The organism is Mahella australiensis 50-1 BON, assembly GCF_000213255.1.
GTDB lineage: Bacteria > Bacillota > Clostridia > Mahellales > Mahellaceae > Mahella > Mahella australiensis.
In genome coordinates this window covers 1,487,198-1,504,509 of sequence record NC_015520.1, presented here as the reverse complement: position 1 = coordinate 1,504,509, position 17,312 = coordinate 1,487,198, and the positions used below count along the sequence as shown (strand labels likewise).

General features: G+C 45.0%; 15 protein-coding genes and 1 tRNA gene. 12 read left to right on the top strand and 4 right to left on the bottom strand.

What is annotated here, in order from left to right; all coding sequences use genetic code 11:
- Positions 1-15 precede the first annotated feature (15 nt).
- From MAHAU_RS07100 to MAHAU_RS07060, 9 genes are all read left to right on the top strand, one after another.
- Complete coding sequence (locus MAHAU_RS07100; protein ID WP_013781046.1) at positions 16-966, top strand: aspartate carbamoyltransferase catalytic subunit; 951 nt, start codon at positions 16-18, stop codon at positions 964-966.
- On the top strand, positions 950-2,260 hold the full coding sequence (locus MAHAU_RS07095; protein WP_041644438.1) for a dihydroorotase: 1,311 nt from the start codon (positions 950-952) through the stop codon (positions 2,258-2,260). The genes MAHAU_RS07100 and MAHAU_RS07095 overlap by 17 nt, the downstream gene beginning before the upstream one ends.
- Positions 2,247-3,188 carry an orotidine-5'-phosphate decarboxylase gene (pyrF, locus tag MAHAU_RS07090; protein ID WP_013781044.1) on the top strand — a complete coding sequence of 314 codons (942 nt, stop codon included), beginning with the start codon at positions 2,247-2,249 and terminating at the stop codon, positions 3,186-3,188. Before MAHAU_RS07095 ends, pyrF begins: the two co-directional genes overlap by 14 nt.
- Before the next feature lie 16 nt (positions 3,189-3,204).
- The gene (gene carB, locus MAHAU_RS07085) at positions 3,205-6,447 is read left to right on the top strand and encodes a carbamoyl-phosphate synthase large subunit (protein WP_013781043.1); all 3,243 of its coding nucleotides are present in this window, start codon (positions 3,205-3,207) and stop codon (positions 6,445-6,447) included.
- Positions 6,448-6,451: 4 nt separating this feature from the next.
- A complete protein-coding gene (locus MAHAU_RS07080; protein WP_013781042.1) occupies positions 6,452-7,234 on the top strand; it encodes a dihydroorotate dehydrogenase electron transfer subunit in 783 nt (260 codons plus the stop codon).
- Entirely contained in the window at positions 7,227-8,141 is a 915-nt protein-coding gene (locus MAHAU_RS07075) for a dihydroorotate dehydrogenase (RefSeq protein WP_013781041.1), read from the top strand. The genes MAHAU_RS07080 and MAHAU_RS07075 overlap by 8 nt, the downstream gene beginning before the upstream one ends.
- Complete coding sequence (gene pyrE, locus MAHAU_RS07070; protein WP_041644437.1) at positions 8,138-8,716, top strand: orotate phosphoribosyltransferase; 579 nt, start codon at positions 8,138-8,140, stop codon at positions 8,714-8,716. Before MAHAU_RS07075 ends, pyrE begins: the two co-directional genes overlap by 4 nt.
- Positions 8,717-8,850: 134 nt before the next feature.
- A complete protein-coding gene (locus MAHAU_RS07065) occupies positions 8,851-9,669 on the top strand; it encodes a DeoR/GlpR family DNA-binding transcription regulator (RefSeq protein WP_013781039.1) in 819 nt (272 codons plus the stop codon).
- 57 nt (positions 9,670-9,726) lie between these two features.
- Positions 9,727-10,536: a class II aldolase/adducin family protein gene (locus tag MAHAU_RS07060; RefSeq protein ID WP_013781038.1), complete on the top strand. Its 810-nt coding sequence runs from the start codon at positions 9,727-9,729 to the stop codon at positions 10,534-10,536.
- A gap of 96 nt (positions 10,537-10,632) precedes the next feature.
- On the opposite strand, the gene MAHAU_RS07055 is transcribed toward MAHAU_RS07060, so the two are convergent.
- From MAHAU_RS07055 to MAHAU_RS07045, 3 genes are all read right to left on the bottom strand, one after another.
- Positions 10,633-11,448 (bottom strand): ABC transporter permease, encoded by an 816-nt coding sequence (locus tag MAHAU_RS07055; protein ID WP_013781037.1) that lies wholly within the window; start codon positions 11,446-11,448, stop codon positions 10,633-10,635.
- Positions 11,438-12,211 carry an ABC transporter ATP-binding protein gene (locus tag MAHAU_RS07050; protein WP_013781036.1) on the bottom strand — a complete coding sequence of 258 codons (774 nt, stop codon included), beginning with the start codon at positions 12,209-12,211 and terminating at the stop codon, positions 11,438-11,440. The genes MAHAU_RS07055 and MAHAU_RS07050 overlap by 11 nt, the downstream gene beginning before the upstream one ends.
- Before the next feature lie 114 nt (positions 12,212-12,325).
- Positions 12,326-13,327 (bottom strand): ABC transporter substrate-binding protein, encoded by a 1,002-nt coding sequence (locus tag MAHAU_RS07045; protein ID WP_013781035.1) that lies wholly within the window; start codon positions 13,325-13,327, stop codon positions 12,326-12,328.
- A gap of 226 nt (positions 13,328-13,553) precedes the next feature.
- On the opposite strand from MAHAU_RS07045, the gene MAHAU_RS07040 reads away from it, so the two are divergent.
- The 3 genes from MAHAU_RS07040 to MAHAU_RS07030 are packed head-to-tail and all read left to right on the top strand — an operon-like array spanning position 13,554 to position 17,139.
- Complete coding sequence (locus MAHAU_RS07040; protein WP_013781034.1) at positions 13,554-14,723, top strand: amidohydrolase; 1,170 nt, start codon at positions 13,554-13,556, stop codon at positions 14,721-14,723.
- Between the two features lie 2 nt (positions 14,724-14,725).
- Positions 14,726-15,883, top strand: coding sequence for a M20 metallopeptidase family protein (locus MAHAU_RS07035; protein WP_013781033.1), 1,158 nt, complete (start codon positions 14,726-14,728; stop codon positions 15,881-15,883).
- Between the two features lie 14 nt (positions 15,884-15,897).
- Entirely contained in the window at positions 15,898-17,139 is a 1,242-nt protein-coding gene (locus MAHAU_RS07030) for an HD domain-containing phosphohydrolase (RefSeq protein WP_041644433.1), read from the top strand.
- Between the two features lie 4 nt (positions 17,140-17,143).
- On the opposite strand, the gene MAHAU_RS07025 is transcribed toward MAHAU_RS07030, so the two are convergent.
- A tRNA-Leu gene (locus MAHAU_RS07025) sits at positions 17,144-17,230 on the bottom strand.
- Positions 17,231-17,312: the final 82 nt, after the last annotated feature.

Genomic DNA, 17,312 nt, shown 5'->3' with positions numbered 1-17,312 from the left:
CAAAAGGAGGAATAAATGCGACAGACTGCATTACATGGATATGATATACTTGGCCTGAGAGACATGTCCAAAGATACCATAGATCTAATATTGCATACCACGGCTAAGATGAAAGCTTTATTACAACAAGGCAAAAAGGATATGGAATTTTTATCTGGCAAAAGCGTGGCTATAGTGTTCTATGAAAACAGCACGCGCACGCGCCTTTCTTTTGAACTAGCCGCCAAGTACTTAGGCGCGCACGTTGTATCGATGTCTGCACAAGGCAGCAGCGTGGCGAAAGGAGAATCGCTGGAAGATACCCTGGATACCATAGCCATGATGGCGGCCGATGCTATTGTCATAAGGCATCCGTATTCAGGTGCTCCGACCGTCATGGCGTCAAAGATCGATGTACCTATCATAAATGCCGGAGATGGTATGAATGAACATCCTACCCAAGCCCTTTTGGACATGTATACCATGCTTGAATACAAAGGCTGTTTGGATGGATTAAAAGTCGCTATAGTAGGCGATATATATCACAGCCGCGTGGCGCGCAGCAATATATGGGGCTTAACCAAAATGGGCGCGCAGGTTGTAGTTGCAGGGCCGCCCACTCTGCTGCCGAAGGATATCGAGGCTATGGGAGCGCAAGTATCGTCCGACGTCGAGTATGCCATAAAAGACGCTGATGTGGTGATGGGCCTGCGCATGCAAAGGGAGAGGCAAAGCGCCGGCCTTGTACCTTCGCTGGCCGAATATACACGCTATTTCGGTATAAACGCTCAAAGGCTGGCTATGGCCAAGGGTGATGCCATATTGATGCACCCCAGGCCGGCCAACATCGGCGTGGAAATAAGCGCGGATATCATAAATGGACCGCAATCGGTCATAAGCCGGCAGGTTACAAACGGTGTGGCCGTACGCATGGCATTATTGTATCTTATATTAGGAGGAGGCGATGATATTGAGGATATTGGTTAAAGGCGGCCGTATAATAGACCCATCTTCTCATACCGACAGGGTATCGGATCTTCTTATAGAAGAAGGTTTCATCAAGGTTATAGATGATAATATAGAATGCGATGCCGATAGCGTCATAGATGCCGGCGGATTATGGATAGTTCCAGGATTGGTGGATATGCACTGCCATCTCCGCGAACCGGGTTACGAATCAAAAGAAACCATATATACAGGTACGCGCAGCGCCGCCGCCGGCGGTTTTACATCGGTAGCATGCATGCCTAACACCCAGCCCCCCATCGATAGTAAGCTTATGGTAGAATATATACGCCTTAAAGCTGAGAAAGAGGCTGCAGTAAAGGTTTATCCGATCGGATGTATAACCAAAGGGCGTGAAGGCAAGGAATTAGCACCTTTTGGAATGTTAAAAGAGGCCGGTGCCGTAGCGCTGTCGGATGACGGGGACAGCGTGGCAAACAGTCGTATCATGAGATTGGCCTTGCAGTACGCTTTATCATTCGATATGCCCATCATAGCCCACTGCGAGGATAAAGGACTGGCGGCAGATGGCGTTATAAACGATGGAGCGGTGGCCACGCGCCTGGGATTGAAAGGCATACCGGCAGCCGCCGAAGAGGTCATTGTAGCCCGCGATATCGTATTGGCCGCTTCCACAGGAGGGCGTTTGCATATAGCCCATGTCAGCACTGCCGGCTCTGTCGAAATGATAAGGCAGGCGAAACGCTTGGGCATAAATGTTACTTGTGAAACATGCCCTCATTATTTTTCTCTGAGCGATGAAATGGCTGAAGGCTATAATACTGCGGCTAAAGTTAATCCGCCGCTTCGATCGCCATCCGATGTAGAGGCTATAATATCAGGATTGAAAGATGGCACCATAGATGTTATAGCCACAGACCATGCACCTCATGATCTATCAAGCAAGGGCGATGATATATATAATGCGGCTTTTGGCATATCAGGCTTCGAGACGGCGCTGTCTGTAGGCATAACCTATCTGGTCGATACCGACATACTCGAACCTATGCAGTTCATAGCCAAGATGACGCATGTGCCGGCCGATATATTGGGCATAAATGCCGGCCAATTATCGATTGGATTGCCCGCAGATGTAGCTATAGTGGATCCATACGCCGAATATACGGTGGATACAGGAAAATTCATATCTAATGGGAAAAATTCGCCCTATGACGGTATGCGATTAAAAGGGCGCGTATTGTATACCATAGTAAATGGACGATATGCCCTTTACGGCGGACAAATTGCGAAGGGGGACGGCAATGATAATAGATAAACTCATAGAAACGTCGGTAGCAAAGCAAAATCCTACGGTCATAGGCCTGGACACGCGTATCGAATATGTACCGGAACATATAAAAAGACGGTATTTTGCTTCCGGTATCGATATGAAAATGGCATGCGAGGCTATACTGGAGTTTAACCGTAGCATAATAGATGCTGTATATGATATAGTCCCGGCAGTCAAGATTCAGATGGCATATTACGAGATGTACGGCTTCTACGGTATAAAATGCTTTAACGATACGGCGCGCTATGCCAAGAGCAAGGGGCTTATAGTCATAGGCGATGTCAAGCGCAATGATATAGGAGCCACGGCTCAAGCTTATGCTACAGCCTATCTTGGGCAAACCTTTATAGATGATGGTGTGGCGCAAAACGCCTTTGATGTGGATTTTATAACAGTAAATCCGTATCTGGGATTCGATGGCATAAAGCCATTTGTAGATGCATGTAAAGCCTATGATAAGGGCTTGTTCATACTAGTAAAAACATCCAATCCATCTTCCGGGCAGGTTCAGGATGTGGTAACTCGAGATGGCAAAAGTATATATCAGATAGTGGGGCAGCTTGTGGAAGAATGGGGGCAGGATGTTATAGGCCAGTTTGGCTACAGCGCTGTAGGCGCAGTGGTAGGAGCTACTTATCCGGAGCAGTTGCTGCGTCTGCGACAGGATATGAAACATACTTATTTCTTGGTGCCTGGCTACGGCGCACAAGGCGCATCTGCCGAGGATATAATAAACGGTTTCGACGAACACGGCCTGGGCGCTATAGTAAACGCTTCGCGCAGTATTATATGCGCTTACAAAAGCGATAAATGGAGCAAAGCCTTCAAGCCCGAAGAATTTTATCAGGCTGCGCGTTGCGAAGCCATAGATATGAGAAATGACATAGCCACCGCTATGATAATGAAGAGATAGGAGGAGTATAAATACATTGCCAAAAAGAGATGATGTGAAAAAGGTCATGGTCATAGGTTCGGGGCCGATAATTATAGGTCAAGCCGCCGAATTTGACTACGCGGGTACCCAAGCATGCCAGGCCTTGAAGGCGGAGGGCATAGAAACGGTATTGGTCAATAGCAATCCGGCCACCATCATGACCGATACGAACATGGCCGACAATGTTTATATTGAACCATTAACCGTAGATATGATAGAAGCTATAATACAAAGAGAGCATCCGGACAGCCTGTTGCCTACTCTGGGAGGTCAGACCGGTTTGAACTTGGCAATGGAGCTGGCTGAAAAGGGCATACTCGATAAATATAATATAAAACTGTTGGGCACATCGGCACAATCTATAAGGAAGGCCGAGGACCGTGAGGCTTTCAGGGAGACCATGAAAGCGATAGGCGAACCCATAGTGGATAACGTTATAGCCAACGATCTCGATACGGCACTGGCTTTTGCCCGGAAGGTGGGATACCCTGTAATAGTGCGGCCGGCATATACGCTAGGAGGCACAGGGGGCGGCATAGCCCGCGATGAATACGAACTGCGCCGTATAGCCTCAGATGGATTAAGATTGAGCCGCGTACATCAGGTGATAGTGGAGCCTTCAATAGCAGGATGGAAGGAAATAGAATATGAGGTTATGCGCGACAGCAATGGAAACTGTATCACCGTCTGTAACATGGAAAATATAGATCCCGTAGGCATCCATACCGGGGATAGCATAGTTGTGGCCCCATCGCAGACGCTGTCGGATAAGGAATATCAGATGCTGCGGTCAGCTTCTATAAATATAATAAACGCTTTGGAAATAGAAGGAGGCTGCAATGTCCAATTTGCATTGGATCCGAACAGCATGGATTACTTTGTGATAGAGGTGAATCCGAGGGTAAGCCGTTCTAGTGCATTGGCATCCAAAGCCACCGGATATCCCATAGCGCGCGTTGCCACTAAGATAGCTGTAGGGTATACGCTGGATGAGATAATAAACAGCGTTACCGGCAAAACTTATGCATGTTTCGAACCTACGCTGGATTATGTGGTCACTAAAATACCCAAGTGGCCATTCGATAAGTTCGTGTACGCCGAAAAGACGCTGGGTACGCGGATGAAAGCTACGGGCGAGGTTATGGCTATAAGCACAAACCTCGAAGCCAGTCTCCTCAAAGCAGTGCGCTCCTTGGAGCTGGGCATATATTCGCTGGAAGTGGATCATATACACCACTTGTCCGACGAGGAGATCAAATCCAGGGTAGCGGAGATAAGCGATGAACGGTTGTTCGTTGTGGCTGAGGCTTTGCGCAGGGGCTTCAGCATGGAATATATACACGATATAACAAAAATCGACTTTTTCTTCTTGAATAAAATCAACAATATAGTTGCTTTAGAGGAACATATAAAAACATTGAGTTGTGATACCCTCGATAAAGAAACGCTGCTCAAGGCAAAAAAAATGGGGTTTGCAGATGCAGCCATAGCAAAATGGTTGGGTATGTCAGAGAATGAGGTAAGGCAATTAAGGAAACAGTACGGCATAAAAGCCGTATTCAAGATGGTGGATACATGTGCCGCCGAATTTGAAGCGGTCAGTCCGTACTATTATTCGACATATGATCAAGGCGATGACTGGCGGCCATTCGACAAGCCGAAAGTAGTCGTGTTAGGCTCCGGCCCTATACGCATAGGTCAAGGCATAGAATTCGACTATTGTTCGGTGCATTGTGTATGGGCGTTGAGAGAAGCCGGCTACGGTACCATAATTATCAATAATAACCCTGAAACCGTCAGCACTGATTTTGATACATCCGATAGGCTGTACTTTGAGCCTTTGACTGCCGAAGATGTGGCCAATGTTCTCGAAGCAGAGCAACCATTGGGCGTAGTGGTTCAATTCGGCGGCCAAACGGCCATAAAGCTGACCAAACCAGTAGCTGACATGGGCATGCCTATAATAGGGACGCAACCACTATATATAGATATGGCTGAGGATAGAGAGGAGTTCGATAAGCTCCTCAATGAACTGAATATACCAAGGCCGGCAGGAGCAACGGTATTCACTGTTCAAGAGGCTATGGATGCAGCCAACAAACTTGGCTATCCTGTGTTGGTGAGGCCATCGTATGTACTCGGTGGTCAGGGCATGGAGATAGCTCATTCCGATAAAGACATAGAAGAATATATAGGCATAGTCAACCGCGTAAAGCAGGAACATCCTATACTGGTCGATAAATACCTCATGGGCAAAGAGCTAGAGGTCGATGCCATATGCGATGGGCAGGACATACTGATCCCCGGTATTATGGAGCATGTCGAAAGAGCAGGCGTACATTCGGGCGACAGCATATCGGTATATCCGGCGCAGAATATATCAGCGAAGCATCAGGATATTATAGTGGACTATACTTATAAATTAGCTAAAGCATTGCATGTCATAGGTTTGGTCAATATACAGTTTATCGTATATAACGACGATGTATATATAATAGAAGTAAATCCACGTTCCAGCCGTACCGTCCCGTATATAAGCAAGGTAACTGGTATACCGATGGTTAATCTCGCTACTAGGGCCGTTATGGGAGAGAAACTTCGCGATATGGGCTATGGCACGGGATTGCATCCAGCCGGCGAATATATAGCGGTAAAAGTGCCTGTATTCTCATTCGATAAGCTGCCGGATGTGGAGGTAGGCTTGGGGCCGGAGATGAAATCCACAGGCGAAGTGCTGGGCATAGCAAAAGAGTATTCAGAAGCCCTATATAAAGGTCTATTGGCCAGCGGCATAAAATTAGATGCTGTATCTGACGGCGGTTATGTGCTGATGACCGTAGCTGACGCCGATAAATATGAATTAATCGAGATAGCCCAGGCATTTCAAGATATGGGGTATAATATAGTGGCCACAGCCGGTACCGCCCATGTGCTTAACGCCAACTATGTAGCCGCCAACGTCGTTAACAAAATTAACGAAGGAAGCCCTAATATAATGGATCTAATGCTCGAAGGCAAGGTGAAGTTCGTTATAAACACGCCTACCAAAGGCAGGCAGCCTCAAAGGGACGGATTTAAGATACGGCGGTTGGCAGTAGAGCAATCCATCCCATGCCTCACGTCTTTGGATACCGCAAGGGCATTGGTCAATAGCCTGCGCTTACAACGTCAGGGGCAGAAATTGGAGCCGATTAACCTCAAAGACGTGGAAAAGGCTCTGCTTTCAGGAGCTAAGTAGGGTTATGAAAGGGATAGTATACAGCAATGATTTGATATCGCCAAGCATATATAATATGGGCATACAGCTTGGCGATACTGCCGAAAGCATACAGGCAGGACAGTTTGTGCACGTGCGATGCGGGCAAAGCTATGACCCGTTACTACGACGGCCTATAAGCGTATGCCAGATCGATGCTGAGAATGGTATTATATATATCACCTATCAGGTAAAAGGTAAGGGTACGCGATGGCTGGCTGAACAAGTAAGAGGATCTAAACTCGACATTTTGTGTCCTCTCGGCAATTCATTTGAAGCTGTGATGCCAGCCGATATTAACGAAATATGGCTGGTAGGTGGGGGGATAGGTGTTTTTCCTCTGCAGCTTTTGGCACAGCAATATAAGGATAAAGCCGATATAGTCTCGATCCTGGGTTTCAGAAGCGATGAATTTAAGCCTCTATGGCAACCGTTTGAGCAATATAGCAAACGTGTTATCATAGCTACTGAGGATGGCAGTTATGGGTATAAAGGTTTGGTAACCGATGAACTAACGTTGGCGCTGCGCGCGCATAAGCCACAAATTATAGCGGGTTGCGGGCCATCAAAGATGCTCAAATCGCTGGCTTGTATAGCCGAGCAATACGATGTGCCATGTGTAGTATCGCTGGAAGAGAGGATGGGCTGCGGGATAGGTGCTTGTTTAGTATGCAATTGTAAAATCAAGAGCGACGGTGAATGGCACTATAGACGCGTATGTGCGGACGGACCTGTATTTTGGAGCCATGAGGTGAGTTTCGATGAATGAGATAAGCATGTGCGTGGATATATGCGGTGTGAAACTTAAGAATCCGGTCATAGCCGCTTCAGGTACCTTCGCTTTCGGGCGCGAATACAGCCGATATTTAGACCTGAACAGATTAGGCGGAATATCGGTTAAAGGATTAACATTATATCCCAGAGAAGGCAATCCTCCTCCGCGTATAGCAGAAACCGCGGCAGGGATATTAAATAGTGTCGGTTTGCAAAACCCCGGCGTCGATGCTTTCATAAGCAATGAACTGCCATATCTCAAACAGTTCGATACCGTTGTAATAGCCAATCTGGCGGGTAACAGCAGGGATGAATATTGTGTAGCCGCAAACAAGCTCGATAAAGCCGATATAGATATGCTGGAGCTTAATATCTCATGCCCAAATGTTAAAGAAGGTGGATTGTCATTTGGTGCGACGCCTGAAAGCGTTTATGATATAACAAAGCAGGTACGCAATTATTGTCACCATCCGCTTGTGGTAAAGCTCAGCCCAAACGTCGGAAGCATAAAGGATGTGGCATCGGCCGCACAGGACGCCGGTGCGGATGCATTATCGCTCATAAATACATTGCTCGGCATGGCTATAGATCCTCACACCAGAAGACCAATATTAGGCAATATAACGGGAGGTCTATCCGGACCTGCTATAAAACCGGTTGCACTTTATATGGTATGGCAGGCAGCGCAAACGGTGGATATACCTGTAATAGGTATGGGGGGTATAATGAACGGAAACGATGCCATCGAGTTTATGCTGGCGGGAGCCGTTGCAGTGCAGGTCGGCACGGCTAATCTCGTAGAACCTATGGCGACGGTTAGAATCATAGATGATATAGAGCAATATATGCTCGATAATGGATTAAAAACTATAAAAGATATAACAGGAGGGTTAATATGCTGACAAAAGAACAAGTGATGGATATATTGAATAAGACCGGTGTCCTATTAAACGGTCATTTTCTTCTTACATCAGGCAGGCACAGCGACCGCTACATGCAATGCGCCAAACTGTTTCAGTACCCGGAATATAGTGAACTTGTATGTAAATCCCTGGCAGAAGGATTTTCGGATGAAAAAGTGGATCTGGTTATAGGGCCTGCCATAGGTGGCATAATAATAGCATATGAATTGGCTAGACAACTTGATGCCAAAGCCATATTCGCCGAAAGGGAAGACGGTGTCATGACATTGCGGCGCGGGTTTGAAATACCGGCAGGGACTAGGGTAGTGGTGGCTGAAGATGTTATAACCACCGGGGGATCGGTTAAAGAGGTAATAGAATTAGTAAAACAATCCCAGGCTGAATTGGCCGGTGTGGCTGTAGTAGTGGACAGGAGCAATGGTAATGTGGATTTTGGGACAAAATTGTGCGCTGCTATAGCTATGGATATACCCTCATATGAGGCATCGGAATGCCCGTTATGCAAGGACGGTATCCCTGTAGTCAAACCTGGTAGTAGAAAATTCCGTGCATAATCAAAATCAACATGCTTTTCACGCCAAATCGCCTTTTGATTTGGCTTTGTTTTTTATTTGGTGTTGATAATTTCCGTATAAGATTATATAATATTCCTATAAATTCAATAGATAAACGGGAAGGAAGGATCATTATGCTAGCTGTAGAAAGGCGAAAGAAAATCATGGACCTTCTCTATGAGAACCAAAGTGTTGCTGTGCCTGATCTGAGCCGCTTGTTTAATATAACCGAGGAAACTGTGCGCAGAGACTTGGCCAAATTGGAGAAAGAAGGTTTGCTGCGACGCACGTATGGTGGTGCGGTATTGAGCGAGGGTCTGCATTTGGAATTACCTATATCAATAAGGGAAGTAACCAATAAAGAAGGTAAGGAGCTCATGGGGCGGACGGCTGCTGGTCTTGTCGAAGATGGGGATACTATAATTATGGATTCCAGTACCACTGTGTTGCAGATGGCCAGATTTTTAAAAGATAAAAAGCGCCTGACGGTGATAACTAATGGCCTAAAAATAGCATCTGAATTAGCGCCTTATGAAAATATATCCGTTATTTCCACAGGCGGTATGTTGCGCAGCAGTTCATTATCCTTTGTAGGTCATTCAGCCGAGAGGGCTATATCCAATTATAATGCCGATATATTCTTTATGTCATGCAAAGGTATGAGCCTGGATAAATTTGTAACCGAGTCCAATGAATTTGAAGCAGAACTGAAGAAAATCATGATAAAAGCGGCGCAGCGCATAGTGTTATTGGCCGACCATACCAAATTGGATAAAGTATCATTTGCTACGATATGCTCTATAAAGGACATAGACGTATTTATAACAGATGAAAAATTGCCTAAGGAATGGGAAGCTTTCATGAAGGATAATGACATAGAATTGTTGTATGCACTGAAAAATGAGGAAACAAGCGATTATAATCAAAATAAAACGGACTTAAATGTTGATTAATTGCTTTATAAATGATACAATAAGGGTAAAGTTAATTCAACAAGAGGAGAAGGTCTTATGTATTCTGATTTTAAGATAAAAGAAGAGATATGCGAGATAGGACGTCGCATATACAATAGGGGTTTTGTAGCAGCCAATGATGGCAATATAACTGTAAGGGTAGATGACGACGAAATTTGGACTACCCCTACCGGTGTCAGCAAAGGCTTTCTGACACCGGATATGTTGATCAAGGTCAACATGAACGGTGAAGTTGTAAGCGGTAGCTGGAAGCCGTCGTCCGAACTCAAAATGCATTTGAGAGTATACAAAGACAGGCCTGACGTTAGAGCTGTAGTACATGCTCATCCACCATATGCAACAGCCTTTGCCATAGCCGGCATACCTCTGACACGTTGTGTTATGCCTGAGGCCGTTATTTCGCTGGGTACGGTGCCTATAGCCGAATATGGTACACCTTCAACCGAAGAAATCCCAAATGCCATAGCCAAATATCTGCCGAATTACGATGCCTTGTTGCTGGAAAATCATGGTGCTCTGACCTACGGCTATGATCTGATGAACGCCTACTTCAAGATGGAAACGCTCGATTTTTACGCTCAGTTGTTGTATCTGGCTAATAATCTTGGAGGTGCAAAGGACATATCGCCCGACAATGTGGAGAAATTGATGCATGTAAGGGAGAAGATGGGTATAAAGGGACGTCATCCGGGTTGTGAAGGGTGCCAATACGCCGATGGTACGTGCAAAATAGAAGAAAATCAATCGGACAGCCAAAGCGGATCAAAACAATCAACTGTAAAAAATGACGATATAGCCGATATAGTGGCTGAAGTGACTAGGAAAGTTATGGAACAGTTAAGATAACAAAGGGATAGGATTGTACACTTGCTGCGGCTGATGAAGCTGAACCACAACGCAATAAACGATTGTTGTGGTTCTATGCTTCAAAAGCCTGCACTTTTACTCTTTATATTGCATAAACCGCGTTTCAAGATAGCTTACAGCCTGATACATTATAGCGGCTACGATGGCCAATATTATTACGCTGCTCATAACGAGGTCCAATTCGAATACCTGGCTGCCGTATATTATCAAATATCCAAGCCCTTCTTTGGATACCAGGAATTCGCCCATTATCACACCTACCCAGGAAAGCCCCACATTTATTTTAAGAGCTGATATAACGGTAGGAACGCTGGCCGGCAATATGACCTTAGTCAGTATCTGGGCTTTAGAAGCGCCAAAGGTCTGTAAAAGTTTTATTTTGTTTTTATCTACTTCTAAAAAACCGTTCAGCACCGTTATAATGGTCACTATGAGCGATATTAGAAGAGCCATCGCTATAATGGCTAGTTTGCCGTTGCCCAGCCATACTATGAGTATGGGGCCTAATGCCGGTTTAGGCAGGCTGTTTAATACTACCAAATATGGATCCAAAATCTTACATACATAGTCCGACCACCATAGGCCTATGGCTATCAGAGTGCCGAAAGCCGTGCCTACGATGAAGCCGACCATAGTTTCCGCAACAGTAGCCCATATATGATTATATAATTGGCCGTCATTATGCAGATCGATTATGGTTGTAAGTATTTTAGACGGTTGGCTGGTTATAAAAGGGTCGATTATACCTAAATCGGCAGCTGCTTCCCATCCGGCGATAAGGCCGATCAATATCAATACCCTTCCTAGAATAATATTCTGGCGTCGCTTTTTCATCTGTTTTAAGTAACTTTGCCTTTCAGGTGAGACGAAGATATCGCGGTTAACCGACATGTATGTCCAGCTCCTTCCATATGCTGTTGAAATACTCCCTGAATTCGGGGCATTTTCTGGCATTGAGCGGCGTTTTATCTTGGCAGCTAAGCCGTATATCATATACATTCTTAACGATGGCAGGGCGTTGGCTCAGCACATATATCCTGTCTGACATGGAGATAGCCTCCGATATGTCATGGGTCACCAAGACAGCTGTTTTTCCTTCCTGTTTTATAATAGCGGCTACTTCTTCAGATACGGCCAGCCTGGTTTGGTAGTCGAGTGCTGAAAAGGGCTCATCTAGTAACAGTATCTCCGGGTTCAATGCCAGCGTTCGGATCAAAGCCGCGCGTTGGCGCATGCCGCCGGACAATTGGTGTGGATAATGGTATCTGAATTCATATAAGCCATAATTTTTTAGTAGCTGCTCCACGTGTGATTTTGTACTTTCATTGACTTTATTTTGTATTTCCAGGCCGAGCAGTACGTTTTGCCATATGCTCCTCCATTCAAACAAGTAATCCTCCTGCAACATATATCCTATTTTATTGGATGGACCGTCAACCGGCTGACCGTCCACAATCACGGTTCCACGAGTGGGTTTTATAAGGCCGGCTATAATAGATAGCAACGTGGATTTGCCGCAGCCACTCGGCCCTACAATGCCTACAAAATCCTTTTCATATATATCCATAGATATATCTCTTATCGCCTCGGTTTCTCCTTCTGCAGTCTGATATGTCAGTCCTATTTTGTCCACATGCACCATAATTTGTGACACTTGTTCTGCCTCCTCCAAAGTTGATCATTTTTATTATATTCCGGGGGTAAGGCAAAGGTGCCGTTTCATGCAAAATGCCCAATCTCTCAGGATCGGGCATTTTGCTATCGCGGCTTAAGGCTTTATATTCTCTATGGCTTTTTTAGCGAATTCCACTGTTACCAGTTCATCGTAAGGCGCTGTTTTATCAAGTTCTCCGGCCTCTTTGATGATATCCTGCATATGCATGAAAGCCTCTTCCTTCATTATCGGGTCTTTGGCCCAGGTATCCTGATCTTTATAGCGTTGTACCACTGTTGTCAGTACATCCATGTCGGTATCCGGGAAAAATGATTTTATAGCCTCGGCTATTTCCTTCGAGCTGTGCTGCTCCACCCATAGTTGGGCTTTATATATCGCATTAGTAAATTTTTGTATGATGTCGGGGTGTTTTTCTATATAGCTTTTGGTAGCTGAGAATGCTGTATAAGGCACCTCGCCGCCGGCTTTTCCGATCGACGTGACGACATACCCATGGTTCTCCTTTTCGACCATAGTGGCAGTGGGTTCAAACAATGCCGCATAGTCGCCCGTACCACTGCTGAATGCCCCTGCCACAGCATCCAACTGTATATTGGTTATAACGTTGACATCTTTGCCTGGCATAAGGCCGTGCTGCTTTAATACGTATTCTAATACCATTTCTGGCATTCCACCAGGGCGAGCCCCTATAACGGTCTTATCTTTAAGGCTTTCCCACTTAAAATCGGTTTCTGGTTTGCGTCCTACCAGAAATGAACCGTCGCGTTTGGTTAGCTGAGCGAAATTCACCGCATAATCGGATTTGCCTTGATTATACACATATACGGTGGTTTCGGGACCGGCCAATGCTATTTGCGATGTGCCGGACAATATAGCAGTCATGGCCTTGTCGGATCCTTGCGCGGTGGTTATCTCCACTTTAAGCCCTTCTTCCTCGAAGAAGCCTTCATTGACCGCGATGTATTGACCGGCATAGAAGATGGAATGTATAGGCTCGGATACATTTAGCTCTATCAGCCCGTTTTTATCGCTGCAGCCTGTCAATATACTCAACATTAGAATCATAAGTAAAAATACAACTGCGAATTTTTTCATATTGTTATATTCGCCTCCTTCCGATAATTCATAATGACCATCCGGGAATTTCCAACTATTTGTTTCCTTCATTTGCAGGAGGCTTAATATATATTAAGCCGTATCCCAAACAGTCACAATCCATATTATTCTGAAGAATAAAAAATGTGATTTCTATTTTCAATCACCGCATATTAGTGATAAAATGTAACTGTTCAGTTATTACAATATAGGAGAGGAATTGTTGATGAAGCATTCGATACTCATAAAAAACGGTAAAATACTAACTATGGCCGGACAAGATTATGATGGCGGCGATTTGCTGGTAGAGGATGATAAGATAAGGGCTATAGGCTATAACATAGATGCCGCTGAAAACGTCGATATCATAGATGCCTCGGGGATGTATATATTGCCCGGCCTGATAGATGCTCACTGCCATGTCGGTATGTGGAACGATGGCATGGGTTTTGAAGGCGCCGACGGCAATGAAGATACCGATCCCTCCACACCGCATTTAAGGGCAATAGATGGTGTGAATCCATTTGACAGATGCTTTCGGGAGGCTATGGAAGCGGGTATAACCACAGTGGTCACCGGTCCGGGCAGCGCTAATGTGATAGGTGGACAATTCGTTGCGTTAAAAACATATGGTCGGCGTATAGAAGACATGATAATAAAGGAACCGTTAGCTGTTAAAGCGGCTTTAGGTGAGAACCCCAAGCGTACCTACCATGATCAGGAAAAATCTCCTTATACACGCATGGCTATAGCCGGTATACTGCGCCAGAATCTCGTAAAAGCGCAAGAATACAAATATAAATTGGCGGAATCTGCTCAGGACCCGGAGAAACGTCCGGAAAGGGATCTTGAAATGGAGGCTTTGCTGAAAGTGCTAAATAAAGAGATTCCACTAAAAGTGCATGCACATAGAGCAGACGACATATTGACGGCCATACGGATAGCCAAGGAATTTGATATAAACATAACGTTGGACCATTGTACCGAAGGTTATATGATAGTTGATATACTGGCGGAGGAAGGTTATCCGGTCATACTGGGGCCACTTATTTCTGAGCGTTCAAAAATAGAGCTGCGCAATCAAAACGTGGCCGCACCAGGTATATTGTCCAAAGTAGGTCTTGAAGTAGCCATCATGACCGATCATCCTGTCATACCGGTGCAATATCTGTCGCTATCGGCTGCCATAGCTGTTAGAGAAGGCATGGATGAAGCTGAGGCTATGAAGGCTATAACTATAAACGCTGCTCATATAACCGGTATCGCGGATAGGGTAGGAAGCTTGGAAGTCGGCAAAGATGCTGATATAGCGATATTCGACGGTAATCCTTTAGAATTCCGCACAAAAAGCCAAATGGTATTTATAAACGGTCGATTGGTGTTTCAGAGGCAATAGATATGATAGAGATAGATAGCGATGTTTCAGCGCTTAAAGATTATATCATAGATATGCGTAGACGCCTTCATATGCATCCCGAAACGGGCTTTAATGAAATTTTCACGCGCGATATGATACTTGAACAATTGAACACAATGCATTTCGACGAGATAAAAGTCATGGCCCGGACCGGAATAAAGGCTGTGATGATGGGGTCGAATGCGAGCAAAACCATAGCGTTAAGGGCTGATATGGACGCTTTATGTGTAACCGAGCTTAACGATAAACCGTACATTTCTCAAAATAAGGGTTTTATGCATGCTTGCGGCCACGATGGCCACATGGCTATGCTTTTGGGTATAGCTAAATTATTGTCGGAGCATAAAAGCGACTTATCCGCAAATGTGGTTTTAATCTTCCAGCCGGCAGAAGAGTCGGAAGGAGGAGCTCCAATAATGATCGAACAAGGCGTATTGGATGATCCGAAAGTAGATGAAATATATGCCATGCACATATTCCCTGATGTGGAACAAGGAAAGGTAGGTATACGTTCGGGTCCTATTATGGCACAAACGGCTGAATTCGATATAGAAATAATGGGCCGCAGCGCTCACGGTGCTATGCCACATAAAGGCATAGATACCATAGTCATAGCATCGCATATAATACAAATGTTCCAGTCTATACTGACGCGGAATGTCGATCCGGCCGACCAAGCGCTTATTACTATAGGCCGGATATGTGGCGGAGAACGCCGCAATATAATAGCCAAACACACGGTACTAGAGGGCATGCTGCGAACCTTCAGCGACGATGTATATGAGCTGATAAAGAGCAGGATTATGGCTGCGCTGGAAGGAATGGAAAGAGCATACGGTGCATCGTTGAGCTATAAAGAAGTGGTAAACTACCCTGTAGTATTTAACGATATCGAATTAACCAGGCGCTTTATAAGCATCATAGGCGAGGAAAATATCGTTGAAGTAAAGCCTCAAATGATAGCCGAGGATTTTTCCTTTTATCAGAAGAAGGTGTCTGGCGTATACTTTTTCCTAGGAAGTAAAAATGAGAAAAAAGGATTTGCAGCACCGTTGCATAGCAATCGTTTTGACTTCGATGAGGACATATTGCTTGCAGGAGTGCAAATATATAAGAAGTTATTGAATATGAGTTATTGAGGTAATTGATGAATATGAAAATGGAAATCCCGATGCTGGATATGATCATGGCTCTATCCACTGCTACCGACCTTATAAGCCCCGTTATAAGCGGTCACCACAAAAGGGTGGCATACATAGCGCACAGCTTGAGCAAACAAATGGGATTACCTATTGCAGAGCAAGAAGAGATACTGATGGCCGGTGCATTGCACGACAGTGGCGCTTTATCGCTTGAAGAAAGGCTGCATGCGCTCAACTTTGAGGATGATTATCCGCACTTGCATGCAGAGATAGGCTATAGGCTCTTTAAGGATTTTGAACCTTTAACCGTTTCGGCCTCGTTGATACGCCATCATCATGATAGATGGGACGTATATGGCCAAATCATTCCGGCAGGCAGCCATATACTGCATTTGGCTGATCGAATCGATGTTTTGATAGATAAAAATAAGGAAGTATTGGGGCAGATAGACGGTATAAATAGGCAGATCGAGTCACAATTCGGGCATATGTTTATGCCTGAGCTAAAAGATGCATATCGCGCTTTAGCTGCAAAAGAAAGTTTTTGGCTTGATATCATATTTAAACCATTAAATAACGTAAAGAAGCGATTGGCTTTATTGGAACCGATGTTTCTGAATATTGACAACCTCTTGGATCTTACCGATATATTCAGACGTATAATTGATTTTAGAAGCCGATTTACAGCGACGCATTCGGCCGGTGTAGCTGCGGTAGCCGAAACATTGTCTAGACTGCTTGGTTTCACTGAACAACAACGCCATATGATGAAGATAGCCGGTCATCTCCACGATTTAGGGAAGCTGGCTATACCCGAAGAAATTCTCGAGAAACCTGCGGCGCTTAACGTTTATGAATTCAATATAATGCGCAGCCATACCTTTCATACATATCGCATATTGGAAAGCGTAAAAGGATTGGAAGAGATAAACGAATGGGCATCTTTTCATCATGAACGCATAAACGGCAAAGGCTATCCCTTTCATTATAACGGCAGCGAATTATCGTTGGGCGCCAGGATAATGGCTGTAGCTGATGCGTTTACCGCTATAACCGAAGACAGACCATATCGCAAAGCCATGGATAAAAGCCAAGCAATAAAAACGCTCAACTATATGGCGATAGATTCTCTGGACAGCGATGTAGTATCGATGCTGATAGCTAATTTCGATAAAATAAACGGCATATGCCGAAGTGCACAATGGTCAGCAATAGAAGAATACGATGATTTTCATATGCTTACGACTAAATGAGTATTGGTGCGAAAGGGGGGAGTCGAACCCCCACGCCCTTGCGGGCACTAGAACCTGAATCTAGCGAGTCTGCCAATTCCACCACTTTCGCATAATATCGCTTGCACGTATGTATTATAATATAATCCGATAAAAAATGCAATAGGTCGTCTGCATTTTTTATAGCGTTTAAG

Bases quoted from the DNA above. Each gene is read 5' to 3' on its own strand.
- MAHAU_RS07080 (WP_013781042.1), top strand. From the start codon at position 6,452: ATGAAAGGGATAGTATACAGCAATGATTTGATATCGCCAAGCATATAT.
- MAHAU_RS07040 (WP_013781034.1), top strand. From the start codon at position 13,554: ATGAAGCATTCGATACTCATAAAAAACGGTAAAATACTAACTATGGCC.
- MAHAU_RS07045 (WP_013781035.1), bottom strand. From the start codon at position 13,327: ATGAAAAAATTCGCAGTTGTATTTTTACTTATGATTCTAATGTTGAGT.
- MAHAU_RS07065 (WP_013781039.1), top strand. From the start codon at position 8,851: ATGCTAGCTGTAGAAAGGCGAAAGAAAATCATGGACCTTCTCTATGAG.
- MAHAU_RS07060 (WP_013781038.1), top strand. From the start codon at position 9,727: ATGTATTCTGATTTTAAGATAAAAGAAGAGATATGCGAGATAGGACGT.
- MAHAU_RS07075 (WP_013781041.1), top strand. From the start codon at position 7,227: ATGAATGAGATAAGCATGTGCGTGGATATATGCGGTGTGAAACTTAAG.
- MAHAU_RS07030 (WP_041644433.1), top strand. From the start codon at position 15,898: ATGAAAATGGAAATCCCGATGCTGGATATGATCATGGCTCTATCCACT.
- MAHAU_RS07055 (WP_013781037.1), bottom strand. From the start codon at position 11,448: ATGTCGGTTAACCGCGATATCTTCGTCTCACCTGAAAGGCAAAGTTAC.
- MAHAU_RS07100 (WP_013781046.1), top strand. From the start codon at position 16: ATGCGACAGACTGCATTACATGGATATGATATACTTGGCCTGAGAGAC.
- MAHAU_RS07035 (WP_013781033.1), top strand. From the start codon at position 14,726: ATGATAGAGATAGATAGCGATGTTTCAGCGCTTAAAGATTATATCATA.
- pyrF (WP_013781044.1), top strand. From the start codon at position 2,247: ATGATAATAGATAAACTCATAGAAACGTCGGTAGCAAAGCAAAATCCT.